The sequence below is a fragment of the Allopseudospirillum japonicum genome (assembly GCF_900108915.1).
Classification (GTDB): domain Bacteria; phylum Pseudomonadota; class Gammaproteobacteria; order Pseudomonadales; family Halomonadaceae; genus Pseudospirillum; species Pseudospirillum japonicum.
The window spans coordinates 62,322-85,988 of record NZ_FNYH01000008.1; the positions used below are offsets into that span (position 1 = coordinate 62,322).

Sequence of the window (23,667 nt, forward strand, 5' to 3'; positions counted from 1 at the left end):
TGAAGAGAGATAAGGCATGACACAATACACACCAAAATTTCAGGAAGAATACAGTGCCAAGTTACCTGCGCTGACGTTATTGACTAACCTAGGGTGGTCGTTTCTCTCGCCTGCACGCGCGTTAGCTGCCCGAGATGGTAAAACGGATGCTGTTGTATTACGCCAAGTGCTACGCACTGAACTGCAAAAACGCACCTTTACCTTTGCGGGGAAGCGTTATCCCCTCTCTGAAAAAGCCATTGATAACTTGATTGCCGAGGTTTGCAGCCCCGCACTTAACGAAGGCTTGTTAACCGCGAATGAGCGCCTGTACAACCATTTGCTGTATGGCATTTCGGTCACTGAATTTGTGGATGGCAAAAAAGCCAGCCCGACGGTTGCGCTGATTGATTGGCAGAACCCAGCCAATAACAGCTTTGTATTCACCGAAGAGTTTACCGTGACCCGTTCCAATGGCGTCGAGAGCAGACGCCCAGATATTGTCTGTTTTGTCAACGGTATTCCCCTCGTGGTCATGGAAGCTAAGCGCCCAGATGGCAACACAAAAAAAGGCCCAACGATTGATGAAGGCATTTCGCAAAGCCTGCGTAATCAGCGCCCCGATGAGATTCCTCACCTGTTTGCTTACAGCCAGCTATTGCTATCGATCAATGGCAATGAGGGGCGCTATGGCACTTGTGGCACGCCCGCTAAGTTCTGGGCCGCTTGGCGTGAGGAAGATATCACCGATGCCGAGATGCACGCCATCAAAAACAAAAAGCTTTCAGAGGACGCCTTAGCCAACTTGTTCGCGCATCGACCGGTGCAAGACTTAGACTGGTATCAAAACCTGACGGCTGCCGGTGAGCTGGCGGTGACCGGTCAAGATCAATTACTGATCAGCCTATTAAGCCCTGCCCGCCTGCTGGAAATGATGCGTTATTTTACCCTGTTTGATAAAAAGGTGGGCAAAATCGTCGCCCGCTATCAGCAGGTGTTCGGTATCAAACGATTGATTGAACGCATCAATACCCGCACCAGTACAGGCGGCCGTGAAGGCGGTGTGATCTGGCATACCACTGGGTCGGGTAAGTCATTCACCATGGTGTTTTTAAGTAAGGCGTTGATTCTGCATGACAGCCTCAAGCAGTGTCGCATTGTGGTGGTGACGGATCGAGTGGATCTTGAGCGTCAGCTTAGCAAGACTTTTGCCTCAGGTGGTGAACTGGCAGACAAGAAAGATAAAGCTGCGGCTATGGCCACCTCGGGGAAACGCTTAGCGGAGCAGATTGGCAAGGGCACGGAGCGGATTATCTTCTCGCTGATCCAGAAATTTAATACCGCGACAAAACTCCCAGAATGCATCAATACCAGCTCGGATATCATCGTACTGATCGATGAGGGGCACCGAAGCCAGGGCGGTGAAAACCATATCCGCATGAAACAGGCACTACCTAAAGCAGCCTTCGTTGCTTTTACGGGGACACCCCTCCTCAAAGACGATAAAACCACTAATAAATTTGGCCCGATTGTCCATGCCTATACCATGCAGCGCGCGGTGGAAGATCGGGCGGTCACCCCCTTGCTGTACGAAGAGCGTATTCCCGATCTGGAGGTGAACGAACGCGCCATCGACAGCTGGTTCGAGCGTATTACTGAAGGGCTTTCCGATGACCAGAAAGCCGACCTAAAGCGCAAGTTTGCCAAAAAAGGTCAAGTGTACAGTGCCGATGATCGTATTCGCCTGATCGCCTTGGATATTGCCAACCACTTTGTCAAAAATATCGACGAGGGCTTAAAAGGCCAACTCGCCTGCGATAGCAAAGCCGCCGCCATCAAATACAAAAAATATCTGGATGAGGCGGGCTTATTTGAATCCGCCGTGGTAATAAGCGCACCCGATAGCCGTGAAGGTAATACCAGTGTCGATGAAGCTGCTATACCTGAAGTGACCCAGTGGTGGAAAGAGCATGTGGGGAGTCAAGACGAACCAGTCTATACCAAACACCTGATTGAACGTTTTGATAAAGATGACTCGCTTAAACTTCTGATCGTAGTAGATAAGCTGCTGACTGGCTTCGATGCGCCAAAGAATGCCGTGCTCTATATCGATAAGCCTTTGAAAGAGCACAATCTGATTCAGGCGATTGCGCGAGTGAACCGCCTGCATCCGAAGAAAAGATTTGGCTTACTGATCGACTATCGCGGCATTCTGGCGGAACTGGATACGACCATCCAGAAGTATCAGGACTTGGCTTCCCGCACTCAGGGCGGGTATGACATCAAGGATATTGCTGGCCTCTACAACCAGATGAGTACCGAGTACAAGCGCCTACCACAGCTGTACAAGCAGTTATGGGCGATCTTTGATGGCGTTAAAAACAAAAACGATATTGAGCAGCTACGTCAGGTGCTGGTGCCCAAGATTGCAGACAGAGACGGAGAGCTGGTGGATGTGCATCTCAAGGTGCGTGAAGATTTCTACGAAGCGCTAACGGCTTTCGCCAGCTGCTTAAAGGTTGCATTGCAGTCTGCCACCTTCTTTGAGGACAAGAGCTTCAGTGACGATGACCGCCGCCACTACAAGGAAACCGTCAAACACTTCTCTAGCCTGCGCCAGTTGGTACAGCAGGACTCTGGCGAGAAGGTGGATTATGACGAGTACGCCGACCAGGTGAAGAAGCTGCTGGATAAGCATGTGGTGGGTGTCGAGGTGAAAGAGCCCGAAGGTGTGTATGAAGTGGGCAAGCTGGGGCAGCAGCAATCGCCGGAAGACTGGGGCGATGATCCCTCTCCTACAAAAATCCGCAACGAAACCGACATTATTAAAACCCGTGTCACCCGCATGATTGAGCAGGAATTACAGGATGATCCCTATGCTCAGGAAGCCTTTTCTAAACTGCTGCGCCAAGCCATCGAAGAAGCGGAGAAGCTTTTCGACCATCCGTTAAAACAGTACCTGCTGTTCCGTGAGTTTGCAGACCAGGTACAAGAGCGCCGCTTGAACGAGATCCCAGACGTTTTTGCTGGTAATCATCATGCCCAAGCTTACTTTGGTGTGTTCAAAAAAGTGCTGCTTGAAGCCTTAGCTGTGCTTGATCAGCAGGTGCAGGATAAGTGGGTGAAGTTAGCTTTTGAGATTGATCAGACAGTTGAAACCTCTGTTGCGGAGCACTCTATCAACCCGCAGAACATCGAAGCCGATATTCGCAAAAAGCTACTGCCGCGCATGTTTCAGGAGTGCAAAGCGATTGGTGGAGGTATGGGACAAGCAAAAAAGCTAGTTGAAATGATCGTACAGATTACTCGCGTTGGACTGAAAGGGGCATGATTTATCAATGAGTGCCCTGATATATCTAGAAGGACGTGAGCTGAGTTTCTTCTACGGCGATGAACGGATTGTCTTTTTGCGTTTAGACCGTCCCAAGGCAAGTGGTAAAGTACAAATTAAGGTCTATCCGGATTGTCGGGTCGTCGCATCGGCCCCAGAAGATGCTGACAGTGAGACAGTTCTATCCGCTGTTAAAAAACGTGGGCGTTGGATATACGAGCAGCTTAGAGATTTCCGTAAACAGCTTGAATTCACCACACCTCGGCAGTACATCAGCGGTGAAAGCCATTACTACCTAGGGAAGCAGTACCTGCTAAAAGTGATTGAAGCACCAAAGCAGATTCAAGGCGTGAAGCTGCTACGAGGCAAACTGGAAGTATCAGTACGAACAAAGTCCACCGAAAAGGTGAAAGAGCTACTGACTGACTGGTACAAAGCACGGGCCAAGGAAACCTTCGCCAAGCGCCTCGATGCGATGTTGGAGCAAGCCCTTTGGGTAGAAGCGCGGCCACCGCTGCGCATCCTGACCATGCAAACCCAATGGGGCAGCTGCTCATCCAATGGCCGAATTACCCTGAACCCTCACTTGGTTAAAGCGCCTCGTGAGTGCATTGATTACGTGATTTTGCATGAACTTTGCCACCTTGCCGAACATAACCATAGCAAACGTTTTTACCGGTTGATGAGCCAAGTCATGCCTCATTGGCAACAAACGAAAGTACGATTAGATGGGATGGCGGCTGTGATTCTCAACGCTTAAGGTCGAAGGGGTGAAATCGCAGGGAGAAAGCCAGCGTATGCCAAGGCGTTGAAATAAAAAACTCCCTGCAAATACAGGGAGTTGTGTAAGTTAAAGCATCAAAACTAGATGCGGTTTTACTCAACGTAAAACTGGTCTTCATCCATCGCCATAAGCACATCAGCACCTGCACGTACTTGGGCTTCTAAGCTCAAGGTCCGTGGCAAAATACGTTTGAAGTAGTGCGCACCCACTTTTAGTTTCGCATCATAGAAACCAGAAGTATCCGCAGCCACTTGCGCTTGTGCAGCGGCCATCATGCGTAGCCACAAATAGCCATAAGTGACGAGACCAAACAGGTTCAGATAGTCTACCGCAGCCGCGCCGAGTTCTTCAGGGTTAGCACCTGCTTGCTCAACTAACCAAGCACTGAGGCTTTCTAAACGCTGGAGTTCGGCTTCGAGCTGGCTGACGTAAGCGGCGAGTTCAGGCGCATCACAAGCGGCCATAAACTGACGCACATCGCTTGCAAAGTGAGCTAAATAACCACACTTATTGGCAACAATCTTACGCCCTACCAAGTCCATCGCTTGGATGCCGTTGGTGCCTTCGTAGATTTGTGCGATACGTGCATCACGTACGTATTGTTCTGCACCCCACTCACGCACATAGCCTTGACCACCGTAGATTTGCTGGGCTTCTACACACACATCAAAGCCACGATCTGTGAGGAAGGCTTTAGCCACTGGGGTTAACAAGGCAACTAATTCTGCGGCTTGTTTGCGTTGCTCTTCATCAGGATGATATTTACTAATATCAAGCTGCATACCAACATAGGAAGCAAAAGCGCGTCCGCCTTCGTTAAAGGCTCGTACGTTCAATGCCATACGGCGTACATCAGGATGCACTAAGATAGGATCAGCAATTTTATCTGGGCACTTAGCACCTTTAGGCGCACGCGCTTGCAGACGCTCTTTAGCAAAATCCATGGCGCTTTGATAAGCGACTTCACCCAAACCAAGACCTTGGATACCAATCGACAAACGCTCATAGTTCATCATGGTAAACATGGCGGCAAGGCCACGGTTAGGTTCACCTACCATCCAACCTTTGGCACCGTCAAAGTTCATCACACAAGTGGCAGAACCTTTGATCCCCATTTTATGTTCGATAGAGCCGCAATTGACATTATTGGCATCGCCACTGCTGCCATCTTCGTTAATCAAGAACTTAGGTACGATAAACAAAGAAATACCACGGGTGCCCGCAGGGGCATCTGGCAATTTAGCCAATACGAGGTGAACGATGTTTTCGCACAGATCGTGATCACCACCTGTGATAAAAATTTTGGTCCCTGAAATGGTATAAGAACCATCTTCGTTAGGTTCTGCTTTCGAACGCAAGATGCCCAAATCAGATCCTGAATGTGGCTCAGTTAAGCACATGGTGCCCAACCAACGGCCCTCATACATAGGGGGCAGGTATTGCTCTTTGATTTCATCGCTGGCGTGCGAATCGAGCAATAAAACCGCACCTGAGTTTAATGCAGGATATAAAGTAAAGGAGGCGTTGGCGGCGTAGAGCATTTCTTCGAACAAGACAGTCAGCATTTTAGGCATGCCTTGACCGCCGTATTCAGGATTACCACCTAAACCCAACCAGCCACTTTCTGCCAAGGTGTCATAAGCTGCTTTGAAGCCAGCGGGGGTGGTTACCTTGCCGTCATCAAAGGTACAGCCTTCTTCATCGCCACTACGGTTAAGCGGGAAAAGTTCATTTTCGGTGACTTTTGCCCCTTCTTCGAGAATTGCATCTACAAGATCAGGGGTGACTTCTGACATCGCCGGCATGGATGCCCACAAACTACCGGCATCAAAGACTTCATTAAGTACGAAACGCATATCGCGAAGGGGCGCTTTGTACATGGCCATAAGCTTATCCTCGAAGATTAAAGAGTCCTAGGGTAATCAATGCGGAACTAAACCGCGCGTTTTAGTCATCATAACTCGCACCCCAGATCATAGCTAGTGCTGAGCGTGACTTATGAGTTTTTTTAAAACACCTCTTGAGCCTAGTCAACTTTGGTAATAAATACAAATACTTAATCACAAACTTCATTGAAAGACTCGCGTTTGCAGAAGTTTACATTGTTCTGTGAGAATTTCCCTTAAAATATTAGACTAGACAGTCTAGTTCCAATCTAGACAACCTATTTTTTCGGAAACCTGAGTCCTTGTTTATGTCCTCGCTAACTTCTGCGCCCTTGGGTGTCAATAATATCCGTAATTTACTTTTGATGCTGTCTGCATTGACTGCCTTGGCCCCTTTAGGGACAGATATTTACCTCCCTGCGGTTCCCAGCATGGCGAGCCGTTTAGGCGTCGTTATCCATGATATAGAAATTTCTATCAGCTTCTTTCTATTAGGGCTAAGCCTTGGGCAGTTGCTAGGTGGGCCTTTATCAGATCAATTCGGGCGTCGCAAACTGGTATTAACTGGCTTGGTTGTTTTTTCCTTAGCAACCTTGGCCATTATTTTTACCACCTCTGTCTATTGGTTATGGGGGTTACGTTTTGTGCAAGCGCTAGGCGGTGGGCTGGCGATGGTCAATAGTTCTGCAATTATCCGTGATATTAGCTCGGGTCAAGTAGGGGCAGCGAACCTTATTCGAGTGATGCAGGTGATGATGCTAGCGCCCTTGGTCGCACCTATGTTGGGGATGCTGATTTTGCACTTTAGTGATTGGAGTATGATTTTTGCTTTTCTATTTATATACAGCTTGGTATTAATTTACTTATTTTATTATTACTTACCAGAAACCAGTCCTCAACAAGCCAATAAGAATTTATTTAAAAATTATTGGCTTGTGCTCCAAGAATCCCGTGTCTGGGGGTTTATGATTTCTGTTTGTGCTGCTTATGCAGGTTTACTCACGTTTGTCACTGCCTCGCCGAGTATTTTTATGGAATACTTTGGTTTGTCAGAAACCTTGTATCCTTTTGTCTTTGGATTAAATGTCCTAACTATGATCTTGATGAGCCGAGTCAATTTGCATTTGTTAAGCCGGTTCACTTCTAAAAAAATTATTAGTATTGGCCAGAGTATCCAAGTTGTAGCCGGTGCTTGTATGCTAGTTTATGTCTTGTTTGTCCCTGTAATTAATTTATGGCTATTGGTTCCTTTAACCATGTTATTTATGGGTAGTCACAGTTTTATTATTTCCAATAGTATTGCTTGTACCACAGAATACTTCCCTAAACAGGCAGGGACAGCCACGGCGTTATTAGCCGCCTTAGGCTTTTTGTCTGGGGGGGTAGCTGGTGGTTTGGCAGGACACTTTGCAGATGGTACCCCTTTGCCTATGGTCACTGTGATGTTAGTGAGCTGTTTGCTAGGTGCTATGATACGTATTTATATGCGTAAAACATTGAAAGTGTGTTAATCACTTTTTTTGATAAAAAACCTGACCAAAGCGGGGAAGTTCTACCTATATAGAAAAAGAGACTTAGTGAGGCAAAACCTGCTAAGTCTCCTACTCCAAATAAAAAGATAAGGGGAAAATAAGCTTAACTTGCTTGTGCTAGGTCTATTTTGGTGGCCTGTTGTTTAGATAAAAATGGTGTGATATCACTAACATCATTTTGTTCAGGGTCTAAAAATTTAGCGGTATAGTCCTTATAAATACCACTGGTTAAAAATAAATCAAAAAGCTCAGCGTCAAAGTGCTGATCATTGCGCATGTAAGCCATGATCTTAAGTGTTTCACTTAAAGTTTTCGCTTTTTTATAAGGGCGATCACTGGCAGTTAAAGCCTCAAAAACATCAGCAATTGCCATAATACGCGCAGGGATAGAGAGTTGCTCTCTAGTTAGTTGGCGTGGATAGCCTGTTCCTACTAAGGTTTCATGGTGAGAACCTGCATATTCAGGGACACGCTTTAAATTCTCAGTGAAAGGAATTTTTTCTAGCATTTTAATGGTAGCTACCATATGCCCTTTAATGATAAATCTATCTTCTTCGCTCAAGGTGCCCCTTTGAATACTTAAGTTGTAAAGTTCACCTTGATTACTTTCATATTTAGGCACAGGTAATTTAAAACCAAAGGCTTGATACTCCTGCATATTGATGGCTCTTTCTCTTGGAATAAGATGCTCAGGCTTGTCTGCTAATAACTTCTCCATAGCAGGGGTTTGAATTTCATCTTTATTGATTCGGGTGAGTTCATCTTCACTTAACCCTAATAGAGGATCAAAATTTCTTTGCCATTCCCAAGTAGCAATGTCTTTAAGCTTTTCAATATCTTGTGGTGCCATAAATTCCCCACCAAGATTAGCGTTTGCAACAAACTCAAAGGCTTGTGTTAACTCAGTAAAATGCTTTTCTAATCCTTGAGATAAGCTGGCTTGCTGATCAGGTGTTTTTACTAAAGCTTGGTAAAAGCTAATTTGTGCATCTCTATATAACACTTCAAAACGCATCCGTATTTCATGAATACGGTTATAAATCGTTTCTAATTTAGTCGATTTATCAACAACATGTTCAGGTGTAATAATTTTCCCACAGTCATGCAGCCAAGCGGCCACTTTAAATTCACGCCACTCATCCTTATTTTTAAAACTAAAACTTGCTAGATTACCTTGGTTACAAGCACTTGCTGCAGCCGCTAGACGCATGGCTATTTCGGGAACACGCTCACAGTGGCCACCGGTATAATGGGATTTATCATCTATTGCTTCTGCTAAAATCTTGACAAAAGAATCTATTAGTTCTTTTTGATCCTCTTCATATTTTTGAATTGAAGCAGACATTTCTAACATAGAATCAGATAATCGGTTAAATTCATAAATTACTGTAGGTAAAGCCTTAACTTTTTCATATTCTTTGTTAGCAATAAAATGGGTCATATCTTCTAGTTGGTGTACAGGGTTGATCACAAATCTTTTTAATGCCCAGTGGATAGGGAAATAAATCAAGGCAATCATCAAAAGTGAAAAAATAACTGTATCAATTAAAAATGACTCTATATTAGCAACTACATCTTTTTTGCTAATGACTGAGGCAAGATACCAAATCTGATCTGAGTTAGCTTCTATTTTAGAGACAAAAAATACGAATGGATTACCTTCTTGATCAATCAACTCCCCATCAAAGTGATTCTGCAAGAAGTGTTGAGGAAGAAAGTTAATAAAATAGTCTGAAGTAACTGTTGTACTGGATTCTTTTAGAGAAGAGGCAATAATATCTTTTTGCTGGTTAAATATGATAAGATCACCCCCAAGCTCTTGGCTTTTTTGTATGAGCAATTCAGTAATTTTATCAAGTGTAAAGTCCACTGCAGCAACATTAATTTTTTTACCTTGCTGAGTATCAAAGTTGCCAAGCGCTAGGGTAATTCCTATCGATCCCGTTGAAGCAAATTGATACGGTTTTGACCAATATTGATGTGCTTCAAGGGTGACATTTTGGTACCAGTCGCGTGTGCGCGGATCATACTGGATTTTGGATACTTGGGTTTTAGCAGTAAAAAATTCAGTATTTTTATAATGCCAAGTATCTTTATTTTGCTCCCTTTGAATATAACGTACGGCTAACTCAGGCTCTCTGCGGGCTTGTAGAAAATTGCCATAAGCATCTGCAGTAAAAATACTTGCAATACTGGTATCGGTCTTTAATTGCTCCCACATTAGCTTTAATAGAAACTCCTTATTAGTGTTAATATTTTCTTTCTGGTTGAATTGATTGATTAAGTTAAGTTGATTGATTGCATTATCAAAAGTTTCATCTAAAATGTGAGCAATATTAGCAGTGGTTTGCGCATTATTGTTTTTGAGTAATTGGTAGGCTTGTTCTAAACTCTTGTTGTAAAAGTTGTAGATAAGAAAAATGGAAAGAGCTAATGTTAAAATCCCAAAAAGGCTGAGTATACTAAATACAAAAGTGTATTTCTTGTTCTTCATTTTAAGCGCCTCCAAGCTTTTATAAAAAATAAGAAAGCACAAAAAGGAATGGACGAGCTCTTTATCTAAAATTTTTCGGTTCATTCCTGAATAAGTAAAATATTCGTACTTCCATATGATTTTGTTATGAGGCGGCTATCATGCCTTTAAAGTGTCTTTGGTACAAGCTTGCTCGCACTCATGCAAATAAAATGTCATCTGCAACCAGATTATTTTTTGTACTTAAGTTGTACAAAAAATGAGACGCTTAAGTAATATGCGAAATTTGTATCAGAATGGGCGGAAAATCCGCTGCATCATTTTTACGTGGGAGATCTTCGCCGACTCAGATGAAAGTCCCTCCCCCTGTTAAGGGAGAGGTTAAGCACGGGTTAAGGTGCGGGGGTATCCTGACTTGCACGCATAATAAAATGCTTAATTCTATGCGTAATCCACCAAACACCCACCAAGATAATAGGGACAGAAATTCCTGTAATTAACTCCTTATTGATAGGCAAACCTGCAGCATATCCAGCATCTAGGATAAGTTTAAATAAACTCACACCATAATAACTAATTGCAGCGATAGATAAACCTTCAACCGTTTCTTGTAAGCGTAATTGTAACCGTGAGCGCCGATTCATTGAGGCTAACAAATGTTGATTTTGTGCTTCTATCGTTAAATCAACCCGAGTTCTTAATAAATCACTTGCGCGTTCAATGCGGCGGGCCAAATCTTCCAAGCCTTGGGTGACAGAAGTACAAGTATGATAAGCAGGAGTTAAACGGCGCTCAATAAAAGTACCTAGATGAATCCGCTGGCCAGTATTGGCTTCTCTTAATTCTTTTAAACGTTGTAACACTAAATGATAATACGCTTGGGTTGCACGAAAACGTGAATTGGTTTCGCCGCGGTGCGCTTCGACTTGGGCGGCAAGCTGAGATAAAGATTGTAAGAGTTCGCGTTCTTGATCAAGGTTTTCTAAAATCGGGATTTGTGCAATCATCTTGGCTAAATCCGCATCCATACGCGCAAGTTCTGGTGCTAATGTACGTGCTGGATTTAAACCTAATAAAGCCATTAAACGATAGGTTTCTAATTCTAAGACCCTTTGCACTAAACGCCCAGTTTGATTCGGGTTGAGCTTATCAATATATAATAAAATACGCTCAAAATTATCCCCTTGTAATCGAAAAGCACTCCATAAAGTGGCTTGGCCTTCCATCAGTTGTGCGCTAATTAAGCGTTGCCCTTCAAAGCAAATACTTAAATCTTGACGATCCCAAGGTTGATTTTTGGCATGAACTTCTAATTTTAAAGCAACCACCATCTGCCCAGGGAGCTTGGCTAACCAAGCCGGAGCAAGAAAATCTAAGGGTGAATATTTAAAGGGGAGATGGGCTTGGGTGCTGGGTCGATAGAAAGTGTAAGTGACAAATTCTAGGTGCCTTTCCCAGCGCAATTCAAATTCAGCAAAACTTTGTTGATACGAGGTTGCGCCATCGGACGGTGGGTTAACGCCGTAATCTCGGCAGAGTTGTTGTAGGTGTTGCCATTCGGCGTCTTTTTCATCCGTAGTTAATAAAATCCCTAGATGTACCACTTGCATCGGGGCTTGCAATACAGGATAAGGACGCGCATGTAACTCTGCATACAAGCTATCCCTCAAAGGATGTTGACGCGGTAAGGTTTCAATCGATGACATCTAGCAAGTCCCTGTCAATACTCAAAATAATGCATAAGGTACTGTGAATATACCGAGAGTGCAATCCTAGATAAAAAGCCCCTGTGAAAGACACAGGGGCTAGGCATTAATGGGAACTTAATATGCGTTTTGGTGGATAAGCTAACACTTTACGCACACTGGCTAAGCCACCTAGGAAGGTGAGTAAAGCGCCGGCAAGCGGCAATAACACCCATAATTCAAAATGTAGGCTCGGGGGAATTTTCAGTACAGAAACATATAACAGGGCAGCAACGCCCTCGGTCAGTATGGCCGCTAAAATGCCAGATAAAGCCCCTAAAGTGACCAGCTCGCTGATTTCTTCACGCCATACCCAGGCACGGGAAGCCCCAAAGACCCGTAATATGGCGCCTTTGTGTTGGCGTCTGGGTTGAGAGGTCACTAAGGTGGCTTGTAACACCAAAATCCCAGCGAGTAACACCACCAGGAATAAGGCTTCTATCGCAAGTGTCGCTTGGCGGACAATGTCTCGTACTTGTGTCAGCAAAGCATCTACATTTAATAAGGTGATACTTGGAAACTGGTTGAGCAAAGCATTGACTTGAGCGCCTTGGTCCTGCGGTAGATAAAAACTGGTCATAAAAGAATGCGGATACTCTAACAAGACCTCCGGCGGAAAAATCACAAAAAAATTCGGTTGGAAGCTTTCCCAACGGACTTGGCGAATACTGGTGATTTGTCCGCTAATTTGCCGATCAGCGATCTTAAATGTCAGTGTTTCTCCTAAAGTAAGCCCTAGACGCTCTGCAAAACCAGATTCAATAGATAGCGGAATCTCACCATTTCTCAGTGTATTTGCTGTCCACCAGCGCCCAGAAACAATTTCGTTTAATGGGGGTAATTCAGCTTGCCAAGTCAGATTTAAAGCACGCTGTAAGGCATTATCTTCCTGACCTGAAGCGGGTACTTGGCTGGCTGGGTCTTGGCCATTAATGGCGACAATACGCCCGCGCACCAAAGGATATAACCCCGCATGTGGCCAACCCGCTTGATTTAAATACGCCTCGAAGCCTTGGCGCTCATAGGGTTGAATATTAATTGCAAACTGATTGGGGGCCTCTGCTGGAAGTTGAGCTTGCCATTGGGTCAGCATATCCGTGCGCACTAACCAGACTAAGGCCATAATCACAAAAGTCAGACTAAAACCAAACATTTGCGCCAAGGTTAAACTAGGATGGCGTACCAGTTGGCGGATACCTTGCTGCCAAGCGCCTTGCGAGCTGTTCGCTAAAAGCTTTTGTAAACCGGCAAGTAGGAGCTTACCGATGACAAGGACACTTAAAGTGGCTGCACCTAAACCTAGACCGGTAAATAAAGTCAGTTGTAAATCCTGAGTGAAGGCGAGCAGTAGGGCAAAAAAAGCTGCGCCCGTCAAAAGGTGTAAAGGAAAGTCTGCACGCTGGCTGGGAGGTTCTGTTGGTCGTAAAACGCGCCAAGGGGGGATTTGGCTTAAGCGCCATAGAGAAGGAAAGGCAGCGCCGAGCATTAATAATAAGGCGACTGTGGTGCCTAAAAAGACAGGCTGTAAACTGGCGCTAGGTAAGGCATCAAAGGGGAGCCAAGCAGTTAAGAAGTATAAGAGGATGTTTTGTGCCAACCAACCAAGCAAACTCCCTAAAATACTCGCGAATAAAACCAGCAATAATAGCTGGCTTAATAAGAGGGTAAGAATTTGCCTGCGTTGACTGCCTAAGCATCCTAATAAAGCAATACTCGCTTGTTGTCTTTGTGCATATCTACGCGCGGTAAGGACTACAGCAATCCCTGTCAGCAAGACCGCCATCAGGCTCACTAGGTGTAAATATCGGGTGGCTGTTTCTAAGGTGTTGCTGAGTGCAGGCCGGTCTTCTTGCAGATTCAAGACCCTGTGTTCACTTGCTAATTGGGGTTCTAATGCTTGCCACCAAGCACTGATAGCTTCTGGGGAGCCAGCAAATTGCATACGGTAAGTAATTCGGCTGCCTGTACGCACTAATTGGGTACTGGCAATATCTGCCGCCGCCAGCATGACTCTGGGATTAAAGCTATAAAAACCATTGCCACGGTCTGGCTCGCTTTCAATTAAGCCTGTGATGACAAAATGCCCTTGGCCAAGGTGTAAGGTATCACCTAATTGTAATTGTAAGGCTTGCAGCACGCCGAGATCGACCCAAGCTTCGCCCGAAGTTGGCCCTTGCTGCACTGCTTGTAAGGTGTGCGGCTGTGCAAGGGTTTTGATTTCTAACGGTGCTAATAAAGGATAAGCGCCATCTACCCCTTTAATGCTGACAAGACGAAATTGCCCAGCCTCACTAGCAGCCATGCTAGGAAATTCCGCGGTGCTTGCAGTTTTTACCCCATATTGCTGAGCTTGTTCAGCCCAATTGAAGGGTAAGGGTTCATTCGCGCGAATAATAAGATGGCCACCGGCCATTTGTGCCGCTTGCAGTTGCATTCCTTTATCGACACGCTCACTTAGAAAAGCAATCAAGGTGGTACTGGCAACGGCTAAGATCAGTGCCAACATCAAAAGGCGTAGCTCTTGACTGCGGCTTTGTCGCCCTAACCAAAGGACACTTAACTTTAAATCTTGTTTTAGCATCGGGGCAACCTCTCTATTCGGGCACAATACGCCCAGCTTCTAACTTGATTCTACGTTGGCATTCTTGGGCTAACTTGCTGTCATGGGTGACTAAAACCAAGGTGGTATGTGCTTCTTGATTGAGCTGAAAGAGTAAATCAATAATTTGCCGTCCTGTGGCGGCATCCAGGCTTCCCGTTGGCTCATCAGCAAAAAGAATTTGTGGATGCGTCACAAAAGCGCGTGCAATGGCCACCCTTTGTTGTTCACCACCAGAAAGTTGATGTGGTCGATGGTGCATACGGGCTTGTAAACCCACTTGAGCTAACCAATGTTGGGCAACTTCTTGCGCACCTGCTTGTCCACTGACTTCCAGCGGAAGCTGTACATTCTCCAATGCGGTCAACTCTGGCAAAAGCTGAAAAGATTGAAAAACAAAGCTCATATAGTGTGCGCGCAGTTGAGCGCGTGTATCTTCATTTGCTTGGCTAAAAGCTTGTCCTGCAAGGCGAATTTCCCCTGCATCTGGGGTATCTAAACCTGCAAGTAAACCGAGTAAGGTCGATTTACCTGCGCCGGAAGCACCTACTAACGCTAAAGTTTCTCCTTTGGCAACTTCTAAGGACACTTGCTCTAATAAACATAAAGGCTCAGCATCTGGGCTTAAACGAATAAAACGGCTGATATTTTCAGCGACTAATAAAGGTGAAGATGTGATTTCTGTAGCGTTTGGTACTGTGTCAGAGGCAGTCGATGACATAAGACCTATCCTTAATAAATTGAAGACCAGTGTATTGATGAAAAATAATTTGGGAAATCGAGTATGCAAAAACCCATAGCAAAGCAGCGTAATCACCCTTGGTGGCGTCAATGGATCCTTTATTTTGGTCTCCCTCTGATGATTCTGGCTTACACCTACTCTTGTAGTGTTGCCTCGACGCCGGAATCCCTACCACAGGAGGGTAATATTTTAGTGTTGGGAGACAGCCTAAGTGCCGCTTATGGGATAGCACCTGAATCAGGTTGGGTCGCTTTATTGCAAACGCATTTACAAGAGTTTGGTTATGCACACCAGGTGGTCAATGCGAGCATCAGTGGTGAAACTACAGGTGGTGGACTTGTGCGTCTACCCGCATTGTTGCGACAGCACCGTCCTGTATTGGTTCTGGTGGAGCTGGGTGGGAATGATGGCTTGCGTGGCTTACCACCGGTGGCTATTCGTAATAATTTGGCGCAGATTTTGCAGCTTACACAGGAAGCTGGGGCACAGGCCATGTTGTTAGGCATTTATTTGCCGCCGAATTATGGTGAAATCTACACACAAAAGTTTGCAAATATTTACCCCGAGCTAGCCAATCAGTATGATGTACCTGTAATCCCTTTTATTTTGGCAGGGATTGCAGACCAACCTGAATCCGGCTTGATGCAAGAAGATGGGATCCATCCCACGCAGGACGCACAACCTAAGATTTTGGACAATATCTGGCCACACCTACACATGTTGTTACCTTAGTAGTGGGGCAAAGAGTTGTTATTTTGTTTTTGCCATCTACAAGGACAGGATGCAAACCGCGAGGTTTCATGCTGCAAGATCAATAAGATGTCATCAAAAGAAGACAGACTTGTGTAGCATAAAAAAGCACTTTGCTTGCCTTAAGGACTCAAGTCAGTGGCCAGCCTGCTTAACGACTCGCAATAATAAGGAAGAGTTATGACTACAGAAACGCCCAACTTTGCTGAACTAACTGCTGAAGATCACGCCCAAAAGCAAGAAACGAACCAAGAGCCAGAACCGCAATTCCGCCAAAACCAGTTCCCTTACCAACGCAAAATGGGACGTCGTGAATACGAAGCCGAAAAGCAAAAGCTGCAAATTGAATTGCTCAAAATGCAACGCTGGATGAAAGAAAAAGGCGAGCGTTTGGTGATTTTATTTGAAGGTCGTGATGCAGCCGGTAAAGGCGGTACCATCAAACGTTTTATGGAACACCTCAATCCACGGGGTGCGCGCGTGGTGGCTTTGGAAAAGCCAAGCGAAAGCGAGCGCGGTCAATGGTATTTCCAGCGTTATATTCAAAACCTGCCCACCAGTGGTGAGATTGTTCTTTTCGACCGTTCTTGGTACAACCGCGCCGGCGTAGAACGTGTGATGGGATTTTGCTCACAAGAAGAATATGTGCAATTTTTGCATCAAGCGCCTGTGCTTGAGCAAATGTTGGCAGAAAGTGGGTTACGCTTATTTAAGTTTTGGTTCTCTGTCTCGCGTGAAGAACAGTTCCGCCGTTTCCAAGGGCGTCGTGAAGACCCGTTGAAGCAATGGAAACTTTCCCCGATTGATATGGCGTCTTTAGATAAGTGGGATGATTACACTCAGGCAAAAGAAGCCATGTTCTTCCATACGCATAAGCCACAAACACCTTGGACTGTGATTAAGTCGGATGATAAAAAGCGTGCACGTTTAAATGCGATGCGAGTGATTTTATCAGCGATTCCTTATGAAAATAAGGATATAGAAACTATTGGTGAGCCGGATCCTTTGATTGTGGCAACTGCAGGTGAAATTCTTAATAACCCAGATATCTAATAGATCTACCTAGATCAAGGTGTTTGTGGTGAAGTGCTTTTATACTGAGTGTAAATGCCCGCTCGAAAGGCAAATGCCTATAGCAAGGAATCAACACAAGTGTCAGTTGCTAAGCAGGCGCTTGTGCTGTAGCTATCAACACAGTTATTGATTGCGAGGGATAAACGATGAAAAGCTGTCATGCAGAACATGCGCATCATGTGGTAGAAACTTTCCGTAATAAAATTAGTGCAAGCGCAGATCAACATATAGGCGCAAAACATTTGGAAGAGCTTGAGTTGTTGATTGAATCAGCAATTTCTAGTGCAGTGATGAGCGCTTTAGAAGAGGCTGCGAAAAAAGCCGATACTTTAGCAGCAGATTTACGTAAATTTGAGCAACATCAAGCCTAACTTGCGGACATTTCTTGTATTGAACGCATAGGCCGATGATAAAAACTGGGCTATCCTTAGACATTTGTGGCTAGGGATAGTCCTTTTTTTGGGAAAGCCATATGTACGCCAATCACTTATTCTGCAAGACTTCCTCTTCTTGCAAAAGCTCCTCCGCAGCCTCTTTATCCTTAGCGCCTACGCCGGCAAGTACTTTGACAGGTAGTTTCACAGGTACAAGTAGTTTCACGGGTGATCAACATACCCAAATGCTGAGCTTGCCGGAGCATGCCTTGCGCCATGATCACGCGTATCACCAGTTGGTGTTCGGCTTAGAAGGCAGTACAGAATTTGATTTAGCCGGTCATCGACGCCCTGTGACTTTAGGGGCTGGCTGTATTTTACCTGCCTCGACCGAGCATGTTTTTCAAGGGTGGGGACAAAATCATATTTTGGTGGTGAATCTCAGTACCCAGCAAGAAGCGGCGATGCTGGAAGCGGTCGAACGCTTATTTGCAAAAGCGCATTATTTTGATTGTCCCCCAGATTTACTCTGGCTATTGCGTGCCCTAACGCGGCAAATTTCTGCTTATCCACAGGATACACGTTTGCATCAAGCTTGTGGTCATACCCTGATTTGTGCGTTAAATCAGCATTTGGGGATGCAACAAGCATGGATACGTACCGGAAAGCGCTTAAATCTAGCGCATATTGATGATTATATTGATGCACATTTAGACCGCAGAATCCAAGTGAGTGAGCTGGCTGGGCTGATGTGTCTGAGTTTGAGTCAATTTCAATATCGTTTTCGTGAGCAAGTGGGAATACCTGCACAAACCTATATCAATCAAAGACGTTTAACCCAAATCGCTCAAGTATTGACAAGCTGTGATCGTCCTTTAAGCCAGGTGGCGCATGAGTTTGGTTTTGCTCATCAAAGTGCTTTGACGAAGGCCTTTAGTCAGTATTTTGGTATTTCACCAGCGCGCTATCGTACGCAATACACACGTCTGTGAGTGAGCTTGTTGGTGGCTAGGTATGGGGCTGATCTGCTTTGCTTTAGTCTAATGTCGAGTGAAAACCAGTTGCATTTGCGCCTTATTAATATTTAAATATTAAGCGTTCTCATTTACTGTTTGGGTTGGGTATCAATCCTTGTTTTCGCTGACTTGATAGGATATAGACACTTATGTTGAAGCCTTCGTTATTAGCCACCAGCTTGCTTGCAGCTTCTAGCCTTTTCAGCACGAGCTATGTGCTGGCACAAGATGAAGTCAATGTATATAGCTATCGCCAAGCTTTTTTAGTTGAACCCTTGTTTGCTGAATTTACCAAGCAAACAGGTGTGAAAGTGAATGTGGTGTTTGCTAAAGCAGGCTTGATTGAGCGTTTAGAGCAAGAAGGCAAACATACGCCGGCAGATTTATTATTGACGACAGATATTGGCCACCTTGAAGAAGCCATGGAAAAAGGTGTGCTGCAGCCAGTGCAAGATGAGGTTTTAGAGGAACATATCCCTGCACATCTACGAGATCCAGAAGGCCGTTGGTTTGCACTGACAACACGCGCTCGAGTAATTTATGCTTCGAAGGAACGTGTACCTGAAGGTGAAGTGCAAAGCTATGAAGATTTAGCTGATCCTAAATGGCAAGGTCGGATTTGTACACGTAAAGGTGATCACCCTTATAACATTGCCTTGATTGCTTCTATGATTGCGCATCATGGCGAAGAGGATGCCAAGGCGTGGTTAAGTGCACTTAAATCTAATCTGGCACAAAAACCCCAAGGCAATGATAGAGCGCAAGTGAAAGCAATTAAAGAAGGGGTATGCGATCTTGCCATTGGCAACAGTTACTACTACGGCAAAATGTTAGAAAACCCTGAGCAACAAGCTTGGGCACAAGCAGTGAACCTGGTGTATCCCAATCAGCAAGATCGAGGGACCCACATGAATATCAGTGGTGTGGGCATGACACTAGGCGCACCTCATAAAGAAGCGGCCTTACAGTTGATGCGCTTTTTAAGTGATACAAAGGCGCAAGGCATGTATGCCGAAGTGAACTATGAAACACCTGTAAAAGCTGATGTGCCTGCTTCTGAATTAGTCGCTTCTTGGGGCGAATTTAAAGCCGATACTTTGCCATTACATGAAATTGCAGCACAACGTAAAGCAGCGGCACAATTAGTCAACAAAGTTGAGTTTAATCACTAAAGTCTACAGGTAAGGCTTTTATACTCATCTCGACTTGTACACCCAAGCTTGGCAACAGGCTTGGGTGTTTGTGTCCAAGGGGAATCAGTTTTAACGGGAGGTGGAATGGCACAGACGCTAGGGCTTAAAGCGTATTTTCGTTTAGGAATACAAGCCAAAATGCATATCCACTGGGGAGTGAGTGCTTGGGTCATCGCACTGCTGGTACTTTTACCCATCTTAGCGGTCTTTGGTTTAGCGCTATGGCCACAAGATGAAAATATTTGGCCGCACTTGTGGGAAACTGTTCTTGGACACTATATCAGTACAACCTTGATGCTGATGCTCGGTGTTGGTTTGCTCAGTGCCTGCATTGGTGTAAGTACAGCTTGGCTAACGAGTCTGTATGAATTTCCAGGGCGTCGTATTTTTGAATGGGCGCTATTACTGCCTTTTGCGATGCCAGCGTATGTCATAGCATATGTTTACACAGATTTATTAGAGTATGCAGGCAGTGTACAGACTTATTTGCGCACTGTGTTCGCTTGGCAATCGCCACATGATTATTGGTTTCCGCCAATTCGTAGTCTCGGTGGTGCAATTGCCATGCTCACTCTGGTGCTTTATCCCTATGTGTTTATGTTGGCACGTGCTGCTTTTTTAGAGCAATCGCCTAGCTTACGAGATGCGAGCCGCTTATTAGGCTGTTCTGCATGGGGAAGTTTTTGGCGTATTTCTTTACCGATTGCCCGTCCTGCAATTGCAGTAGGTTTGGCTTTGGTTTTAATGGAAACTTTAAACGATTTTGGCACAGTTGATTATTTTGCAGTGCGTACTCTGACCGCTGGCTTGTATGATGTCTGGCTGAATATGGGCAATCTATCAGGTGCAGCGCAAATTGCTGTAGTGATGCTGGTATTTGTACTGACCTTAATGGGACTAGAAAATTTTGCTCGGCGTAAGCAAAAAATGTTTTCCCGTCAGGATGGCTTTCGTGCAAGTGCACGCATTCCTTTACAAGGTAGCAAGGCAATGTGGGCCAGCCTTTTGTGTACCTTGCCACTGACCCTAGGGTTTTTAATTCCTTTTGCTTTGTTGGCACGCCATGCTTGGGTTTATTTTGATGTCTCTTGGACCCCCACCTTCTTTAGCCATGCATGGAATAGCTTTTATCTTTCTAGCTTGGCAGCGATTTTAGCTTTAGTGCTCGGCGTTTTGCTTGCGTATGGAAAACGTTTGGTACCTCACCCTGCATTGCAAGTTGGCGTACGTTGTGCCGGCTTGGGCTATGCTATGCCAGGTGCGGTGTTAGCTGTGGGTGTGATGATTCCTTTTTCACGTTTCGATCATGCATTGGATGCTTGGATGCAAGCTAGCTTTGGTATTAGCACAGGTCTTGTATTAAGTGGCACGCTAGTTACGCTGATTTTTGCTTATTTAGTGCGTTTTCTTGCTGTAGCCATTGGGAGTTTGGATTCGAGTCTTGCGAAAGTAACACCGAGTATGGATATGGCAGCACGCTCTTTGGGTTGTCAACCGAAGGAAGTATTGTGGCGTGTCCACTTGCCTTTAATTCGTCCAGGCCTATTAACTGCAGGTTTGGTCGTTTTTGTTGACTGTATGAAAGAGCTACCCGCCACTTTAATTTTACGTCCTTTTGGATTCGATACTTTGGCAACCCATGTGTATCAATATGCTTCTGATGAACTGCTGGAAGAATCTGCACTGGCTGCTTTAGTGATTGTACTGGTGGGGATTTTACCGGTGATTTTAATTAGCCGTGCGATTGTAGGACAAAGACGTACTTAAAACATCAGGGCGCCGCAAGACGCCCTGAGATCAAATGAAGTTTTTACAGTGATGAACTGCGCAATGCTTGGATACGCTCTTCAATCGGTGGGTGGCTAGAAAATAAGATTTCGATCAAGCTACGCTGACTTGAACCCTTATTAATACCGAAAGCGGTCATGGTTGCAGGCATTTGGTCTGCCATCTCATGTTCAGCTTGTAGGCGTTGCAAGGCACTGATCATCGCGGCTTTGCTGACAAGTTGCGCGCCTGCTTCATCTGCACGATATTCACGGCGGCGGCTAAACCACATAACGATCGTGGAAGCTAGAATACCAAGAATAATTTCCGCAATTAAAGTGGTGACAAAAAAAGCAATGCTCGATGCGAAGCCTTCACCGCTTTCGCCTTCACCTTCTTCCTCATCACTAGAGAATAATTGGGAGACACCGTAAGCGATAATCCGTGCAAAGAACATCACAAAAGTATTTACCACGCCTTGGATCAAAGTCAAAGTGACCATATCGCCATTGGCAATGTGGCCGATTTCGTGGCCGATGACCGCACGCACTTCCTCCTCATTCATGTTTTCTAGCAGAGCACTAGAAACGGCAACCAAGGCGCTATTTTTGTTCCAGCCGGTTGCAAAGGCATTTGATTGATAAGAGGGGAAGATGCCAACTTCTGGCATACCAATGCCGGCTTTTTTAGATAAATCTGCAACGGTTTCCACTAACCATTGTTCTTGAGCATTGTTGGGTTGCTCAATAATTTCTGTGCCCGTGCTCCATTTGGCCATTGGCTTAGACATCAGCAGGGAAATCCCAGAGCCCAACATGCCAAAAACAAAACAGAAAATCAGTAAGTTTGTCAGGTCTAGGCCTGCACTACTGACATAGCCATCGACCCCTAACAGCGATAGGGTAATGCTAGCGACAAGAATGACCGCTAAGTTAGTGGCTATAAAGAGCAAAATACGCATCATAGTCACAAGATCCTATAAAAGAGGATAAATAAAAACGCCCCTTTCGAGGCAAATGCCAAAAGGCACTCAGCTTAGATAAAGAGGCGAGATAAAAGTTTACTGGCGATATTTGCTGAAAAAACGCGCTAGACGTGCAATCGCATCTTCTAATTGATCCACATAAGGCAAGGTGACCAAACGGAAATGGTCAGTATGTGGCCAATTAAAGGCAGTGCCTTGTACGATCAGCATTTTTTCTTGCAAAAGGAGGTCTAAGACCATTTTTTCATCGTCTTGAATATTAAAGACTTTAGGATCAAGACGCGGGAACATATATAAAGCGCCTTTGGGTTTGACGCAAGAAATTCCCGGAATTTGTGTGATTAATTCATAAGCTCGGTCGCGTTGAGCAAGCAAACGTCCACCGGGGAGAATCAAATCTTGGATACTTTGATAGCCACCTAAGGCAGTTTGAACCGCATGTTGTGCAGGAACATTGGCACACAGACGCATGGAGGCCAACATATTCAATCCTTCAATAAAATCATGCGCATGATTTTTAGCACCAGATAAAATCAGCCACCCAGAACGGAAGCCGGCAACCCGATAACTTTTCGATAAGCCATTAAAGGTACAAAAAAGCAAATCATCTGCTAGGCTTGCGATCGAAGTATGTTCGGCATCTTCATATAAAATTTTGTCGTAAATTTCATCAGCGAAAACGACTAATTGATGCTCGCGTGCAAGTTGAATAATCCCTTCGAGGATCTCTAACGGATACACTGCGCCGGTTGGATTGTTAGGATTAATTAAGACAATACCGCGCGTACGCTCGGTAATTTTGCGGCGCATATCCTCAAGATCTGGATACCAATCGCTCTGCTCATCACAAATATAATGCACGGCTTTACCGCCTGCTAGGCGAGTCGCTGCGGTCCATAAAGGATAATCTGGCGCAGGAATCAGGACTTCATCAGCATCATTTAATAAAGCCTGCATAGCCATGACGATCAGTTCACTGACACCATTGCCTAAAATAATATCTTCAACGCCTACACCGTCAATGCCTTTGGTTTGACATTCTTGCATTACCGCCTTACGCGCCGAATAAAGCCCTTTAGAATCACTGTAGCCTTGCGCTTGGTGCAGGTTGCGCATCACATCTTGCAAGATTTCTTCAGGTGCTTCAAAACCAAAAGGCGCTGGGTTGCCAATATTTAGCTTTAAAATACGGTGGCCTTCTTCCTCTAAGCGTTTGGCTTCTTGAAGCACAGGACCACGAATGTCATAGCAAACATTACTCAGTTTGTGCGATTTACGTACCGTGTACATATCCTGTCCTAAATAAATAGATCATCAGTCAACCTAGGATATTTCTAGGGGTCATCAGTTGGGCGGGGCATAGGCGAATGCAAGGGATGATCATAACGAGGGGCATCCATCCTGTACAGGATAAACTCAGGATGGATGCAAAAAAGT

At 45.1% G+C, this 23,667-nt stretch carries 16 protein-coding genes; 9 read left to right on the plus strand and 7 right to left on the minus strand.

Annotated elements, in window-relative coordinates; genetic code table 11:
- The first annotated feature begins 16 nt into the window (after window positions 1-16).
- Together BMX05_RS08440 and BMX05_RS08445 are read left to right on the plus strand one after the other, a co-directional pair.
- On the plus strand, window positions 17-3,310 hold the full coding sequence (locus BMX05_RS08440) for a type I restriction endonuclease subunit R (RefSeq protein ID WP_093310151.1): 3,294 nt from the start codon (window positions 17-19) through the stop codon (window positions 3,308-3,310).
- 7 nt (window positions 3,311-3,317) lie between these two features.
- The gene (locus tag BMX05_RS08445; protein ID WP_093310153.1) at window positions 3,318-4,070 is read left to right on the plus strand and encodes a M48 family metallopeptidase; all 753 of its coding nucleotides are present in this window, start codon (window positions 3,318-3,320) and stop codon (window positions 4,068-4,070) included.
- A 116-nt stretch (window positions 4,071-4,186) separates the two neighbouring features.
- On the opposite strand, the gene BMX05_RS08450 is transcribed toward BMX05_RS08445, so the two are convergent.
- Window positions 4,187-5,980, minus strand: coding sequence for an acyl-CoA dehydrogenase C-terminal domain-containing protein (locus BMX05_RS08450; RefSeq protein WP_093310157.1), 1,794 nt, complete (start codon window positions 5,978-5,980; stop codon window positions 4,187-4,189).
- A gap of 308 nt (window positions 5,981-6,288) precedes the next feature.
- Here BMX05_RS08450 and BMX05_RS08455 point away from each other — a divergent pair, with 308 nt between their 5' ends.
- Window positions 6,289-7,491, plus strand: coding sequence for a multidrug effflux MFS transporter (locus BMX05_RS08455; RefSeq protein WP_093310160.1), 1,203 nt, complete (start codon window positions 6,289-6,291; stop codon window positions 7,489-7,491).
- A gap of 124 nt (window positions 7,492-7,615) precedes the next feature.
- Here BMX05_RS08455 and BMX05_RS08460 read toward each other — a convergent pair whose 3' ends face one another.
- The 4 genes from BMX05_RS08460 to BMX05_RS08475 form a co-directional block, all read right to left on the minus strand.
- Window positions 7,616-10,006 carry an HD domain-containing phosphohydrolase gene (locus tag BMX05_RS08460; RefSeq protein WP_177166847.1) on the minus strand — a complete coding sequence of 797 codons (2,391 nt, stop codon included), beginning with the start codon at window positions 10,004-10,006 and terminating at the stop codon, window positions 7,616-7,618.
- Window positions 10,007-10,377: 371 nt separating this feature from the next.
- Window positions 10,378-11,691, minus strand: coding sequence for a DUF3422 family protein (locus BMX05_RS08465; protein WP_093310167.1), 1,314 nt, complete (start codon window positions 11,689-11,691; stop codon window positions 10,378-10,380).
- A 106-nt stretch (window positions 11,692-11,797) separates the two neighbouring features.
- Window positions 11,798-14,311, minus strand: a complete 2,514-nt coding sequence (locus BMX05_RS08470; protein WP_093310170.1) for an ABC transporter permease — start codon at window positions 14,309-14,311, stop codon at window positions 11,798-11,800.
- A gap of 13 nt (window positions 14,312-14,324) precedes the next feature.
- Window positions 14,325-15,050 (minus strand): ABC transporter ATP-binding protein, encoded by a 726-nt coding sequence (locus BMX05_RS08475; RefSeq protein WP_093310173.1) that lies wholly within the window; start codon window positions 15,048-15,050, stop codon window positions 14,325-14,327.
- Between the two features lie 63 nt (window positions 15,051-15,113).
- Between BMX05_RS08475 and BMX05_RS08480 the strand changes: the two genes are divergently transcribed.
- The 6 genes from BMX05_RS08480 to BMX05_RS08505 all read left to right on the plus strand — a co-directional run bounded on the left by BMX05_RS08480 (window position 15,114) and on the right by BMX05_RS08505 (window position 21,245).
- Entirely contained in the window at window positions 15,114-15,803 is a 690-nt protein-coding gene (locus tag BMX05_RS08480) for an arylesterase (RefSeq protein WP_245710612.1), read from the plus strand.
- 198 nt (window positions 15,804-16,001) lie between these two features.
- Entirely contained in the window at window positions 16,002-16,874 is an 873-nt protein-coding gene (gene ppk2 / locus BMX05_RS08485; RefSeq protein ID WP_093310176.1) for a polyphosphate kinase 2, read from the plus strand.
- 167 nt (window positions 16,875-17,041) lie between these two features.
- Window positions 17,042-17,266, plus strand: coding sequence for a hypothetical protein (locus BMX05_RS08490; RefSeq protein WP_093310179.1), 225 nt, complete (start codon window positions 17,042-17,044; stop codon window positions 17,264-17,266).
- 101 nt (window positions 17,267-17,367) lie between these two features.
- Window positions 17,368-18,261: a helix-turn-helix domain-containing protein gene (locus tag BMX05_RS08495; RefSeq protein WP_093310184.1), complete on the plus strand. Its 894-nt coding sequence runs from the start codon at window positions 17,368-17,370 to the stop codon at window positions 18,259-18,261.
- Window positions 18,262-18,434: 173 nt separating this feature from the next.
- Entirely contained in the window at window positions 18,435-19,457 is a 1,023-nt protein-coding gene (locus BMX05_RS08500; RefSeq protein WP_093310188.1) for a Fe(3+) ABC transporter substrate-binding protein, read from the plus strand.
- A gap of 105 nt (window positions 19,458-19,562) precedes the next feature.
- A complete protein-coding gene (locus BMX05_RS08505; protein ID WP_093310193.1) occupies window positions 19,563-21,245 on the plus strand; it encodes an ABC transporter permease in 1,683 nt (560 codons plus the stop codon).
- 43 nt (window positions 21,246-21,288) lie between these two features.
- Here BMX05_RS08505 and htpX read toward each other — a convergent pair whose 3' ends face one another.
- Window positions 21,289-22,209 (minus strand): protease HtpX, encoded by a 921-nt coding sequence (gene htpX, locus BMX05_RS08510; protein WP_093310197.1) that lies wholly within the window; start codon window positions 22,207-22,209, stop codon window positions 21,289-21,291.
- Between the two features lie 96 nt (window positions 22,210-22,305).
- Window positions 22,306-23,520, minus strand: coding sequence for a pyridoxal phosphate-dependent aminotransferase (locus BMX05_RS08515; protein ID WP_093310200.1), 1,215 nt, complete (start codon window positions 23,518-23,520; stop codon window positions 22,306-22,308).
- Between the last annotated feature and the right edge of the window lie 147 nt (window positions 23,521-23,667).

Coding starts and splice junctions, on each gene's coding strand:
- BMX05_RS08470 (WP_093310170.1), bottom strand. CDS start 14,311: ATGCTAAAACAAGATTTAAAGTTAAGTGTCCTTTGGTTAGGGCGACAA.
- BMX05_RS08440 (WP_093310151.1), top strand. CDS start 17: ATGACACAATACACACCAAAATTTCAGGAAGAATACAGTGCCAAGTTA.
- BMX05_RS08505 (WP_093310193.1), top strand. CDS start 19,563: ATGGCACAGACGCTAGGGCTTAAAGCGTATTTTCGTTTAGGAATACAA.
- BMX05_RS08480 (WP_245710612.1), top strand. CDS start 15,114: ATGCAAAAACCCATAGCAAAGCAGCGTAATCACCCTTGGTGGCGTCAA.
- BMX05_RS08465 (WP_093310167.1), bottom strand. CDS start 11,691: ATGTCATCGATTGAAACCTTACCGCGTCAACATCCTTTGAGGGATAGC.
- BMX05_RS08490 (WP_093310179.1), top strand. CDS start 17,042: ATGAAAAGCTGTCATGCAGAACATGCGCATCATGTGGTAGAAACTTTC.
- htpX (WP_093310197.1), bottom strand. CDS start 22,209: ATGATGCGTATTTTGCTCTTTATAGCCACTAACTTAGCGGTCATTCTT.
- BMX05_RS08445 (WP_093310153.1), top strand. CDS start 3,318: ATGAGTGCCCTGATATATCTAGAAGGACGTGAGCTGAGTTTCTTCTAC.
- ppk2 (WP_093310176.1), top strand. CDS start 16,002: ATGACTACAGAAACGCCCAACTTTGCTGAACTAACTGCTGAAGATCAC.
- BMX05_RS08515 (WP_093310200.1), bottom strand. CDS start 23,520: ATGTACACGGTACGTAAATCGCACAAACTGAGTAATGTTTGCTATGAC.
- BMX05_RS08455 (WP_093310160.1), top strand. CDS start 6,289: ATGTCCTCGCTAACTTCTGCGCCCTTGGGTGTCAATAATATCCGTAAT.
- BMX05_RS08450 (WP_093310157.1), bottom strand. CDS start 5,980: ATGGCCATGTACAAAGCGCCCCTTCGCGATATGCGTTTCGTACTTAAT.
- BMX05_RS08475 (WP_093310173.1), bottom strand. CDS start 15,050: ATGTCATCGACTGCCTCTGACACAGTACCAAACGCTACAGAAATCACA.
- BMX05_RS08495 (WP_093310184.1), top strand. CDS start 17,368: ATGTACGCCAATCACTTATTCTGCAAGACTTCCTCTTCTTGCAAAAGC.
- BMX05_RS08460 (WP_177166847.1), bottom strand. CDS start 10,006: ATGAAGAACAAGAAATACACTTTTGTATTTAGTATACTCAGCCTTTTT.
- BMX05_RS08500 (WP_093310188.1), top strand. CDS start 18,435: ATGTTGAAGCCTTCGTTATTAGCCACCAGCTTGCTTGCAGCTTCTAGC.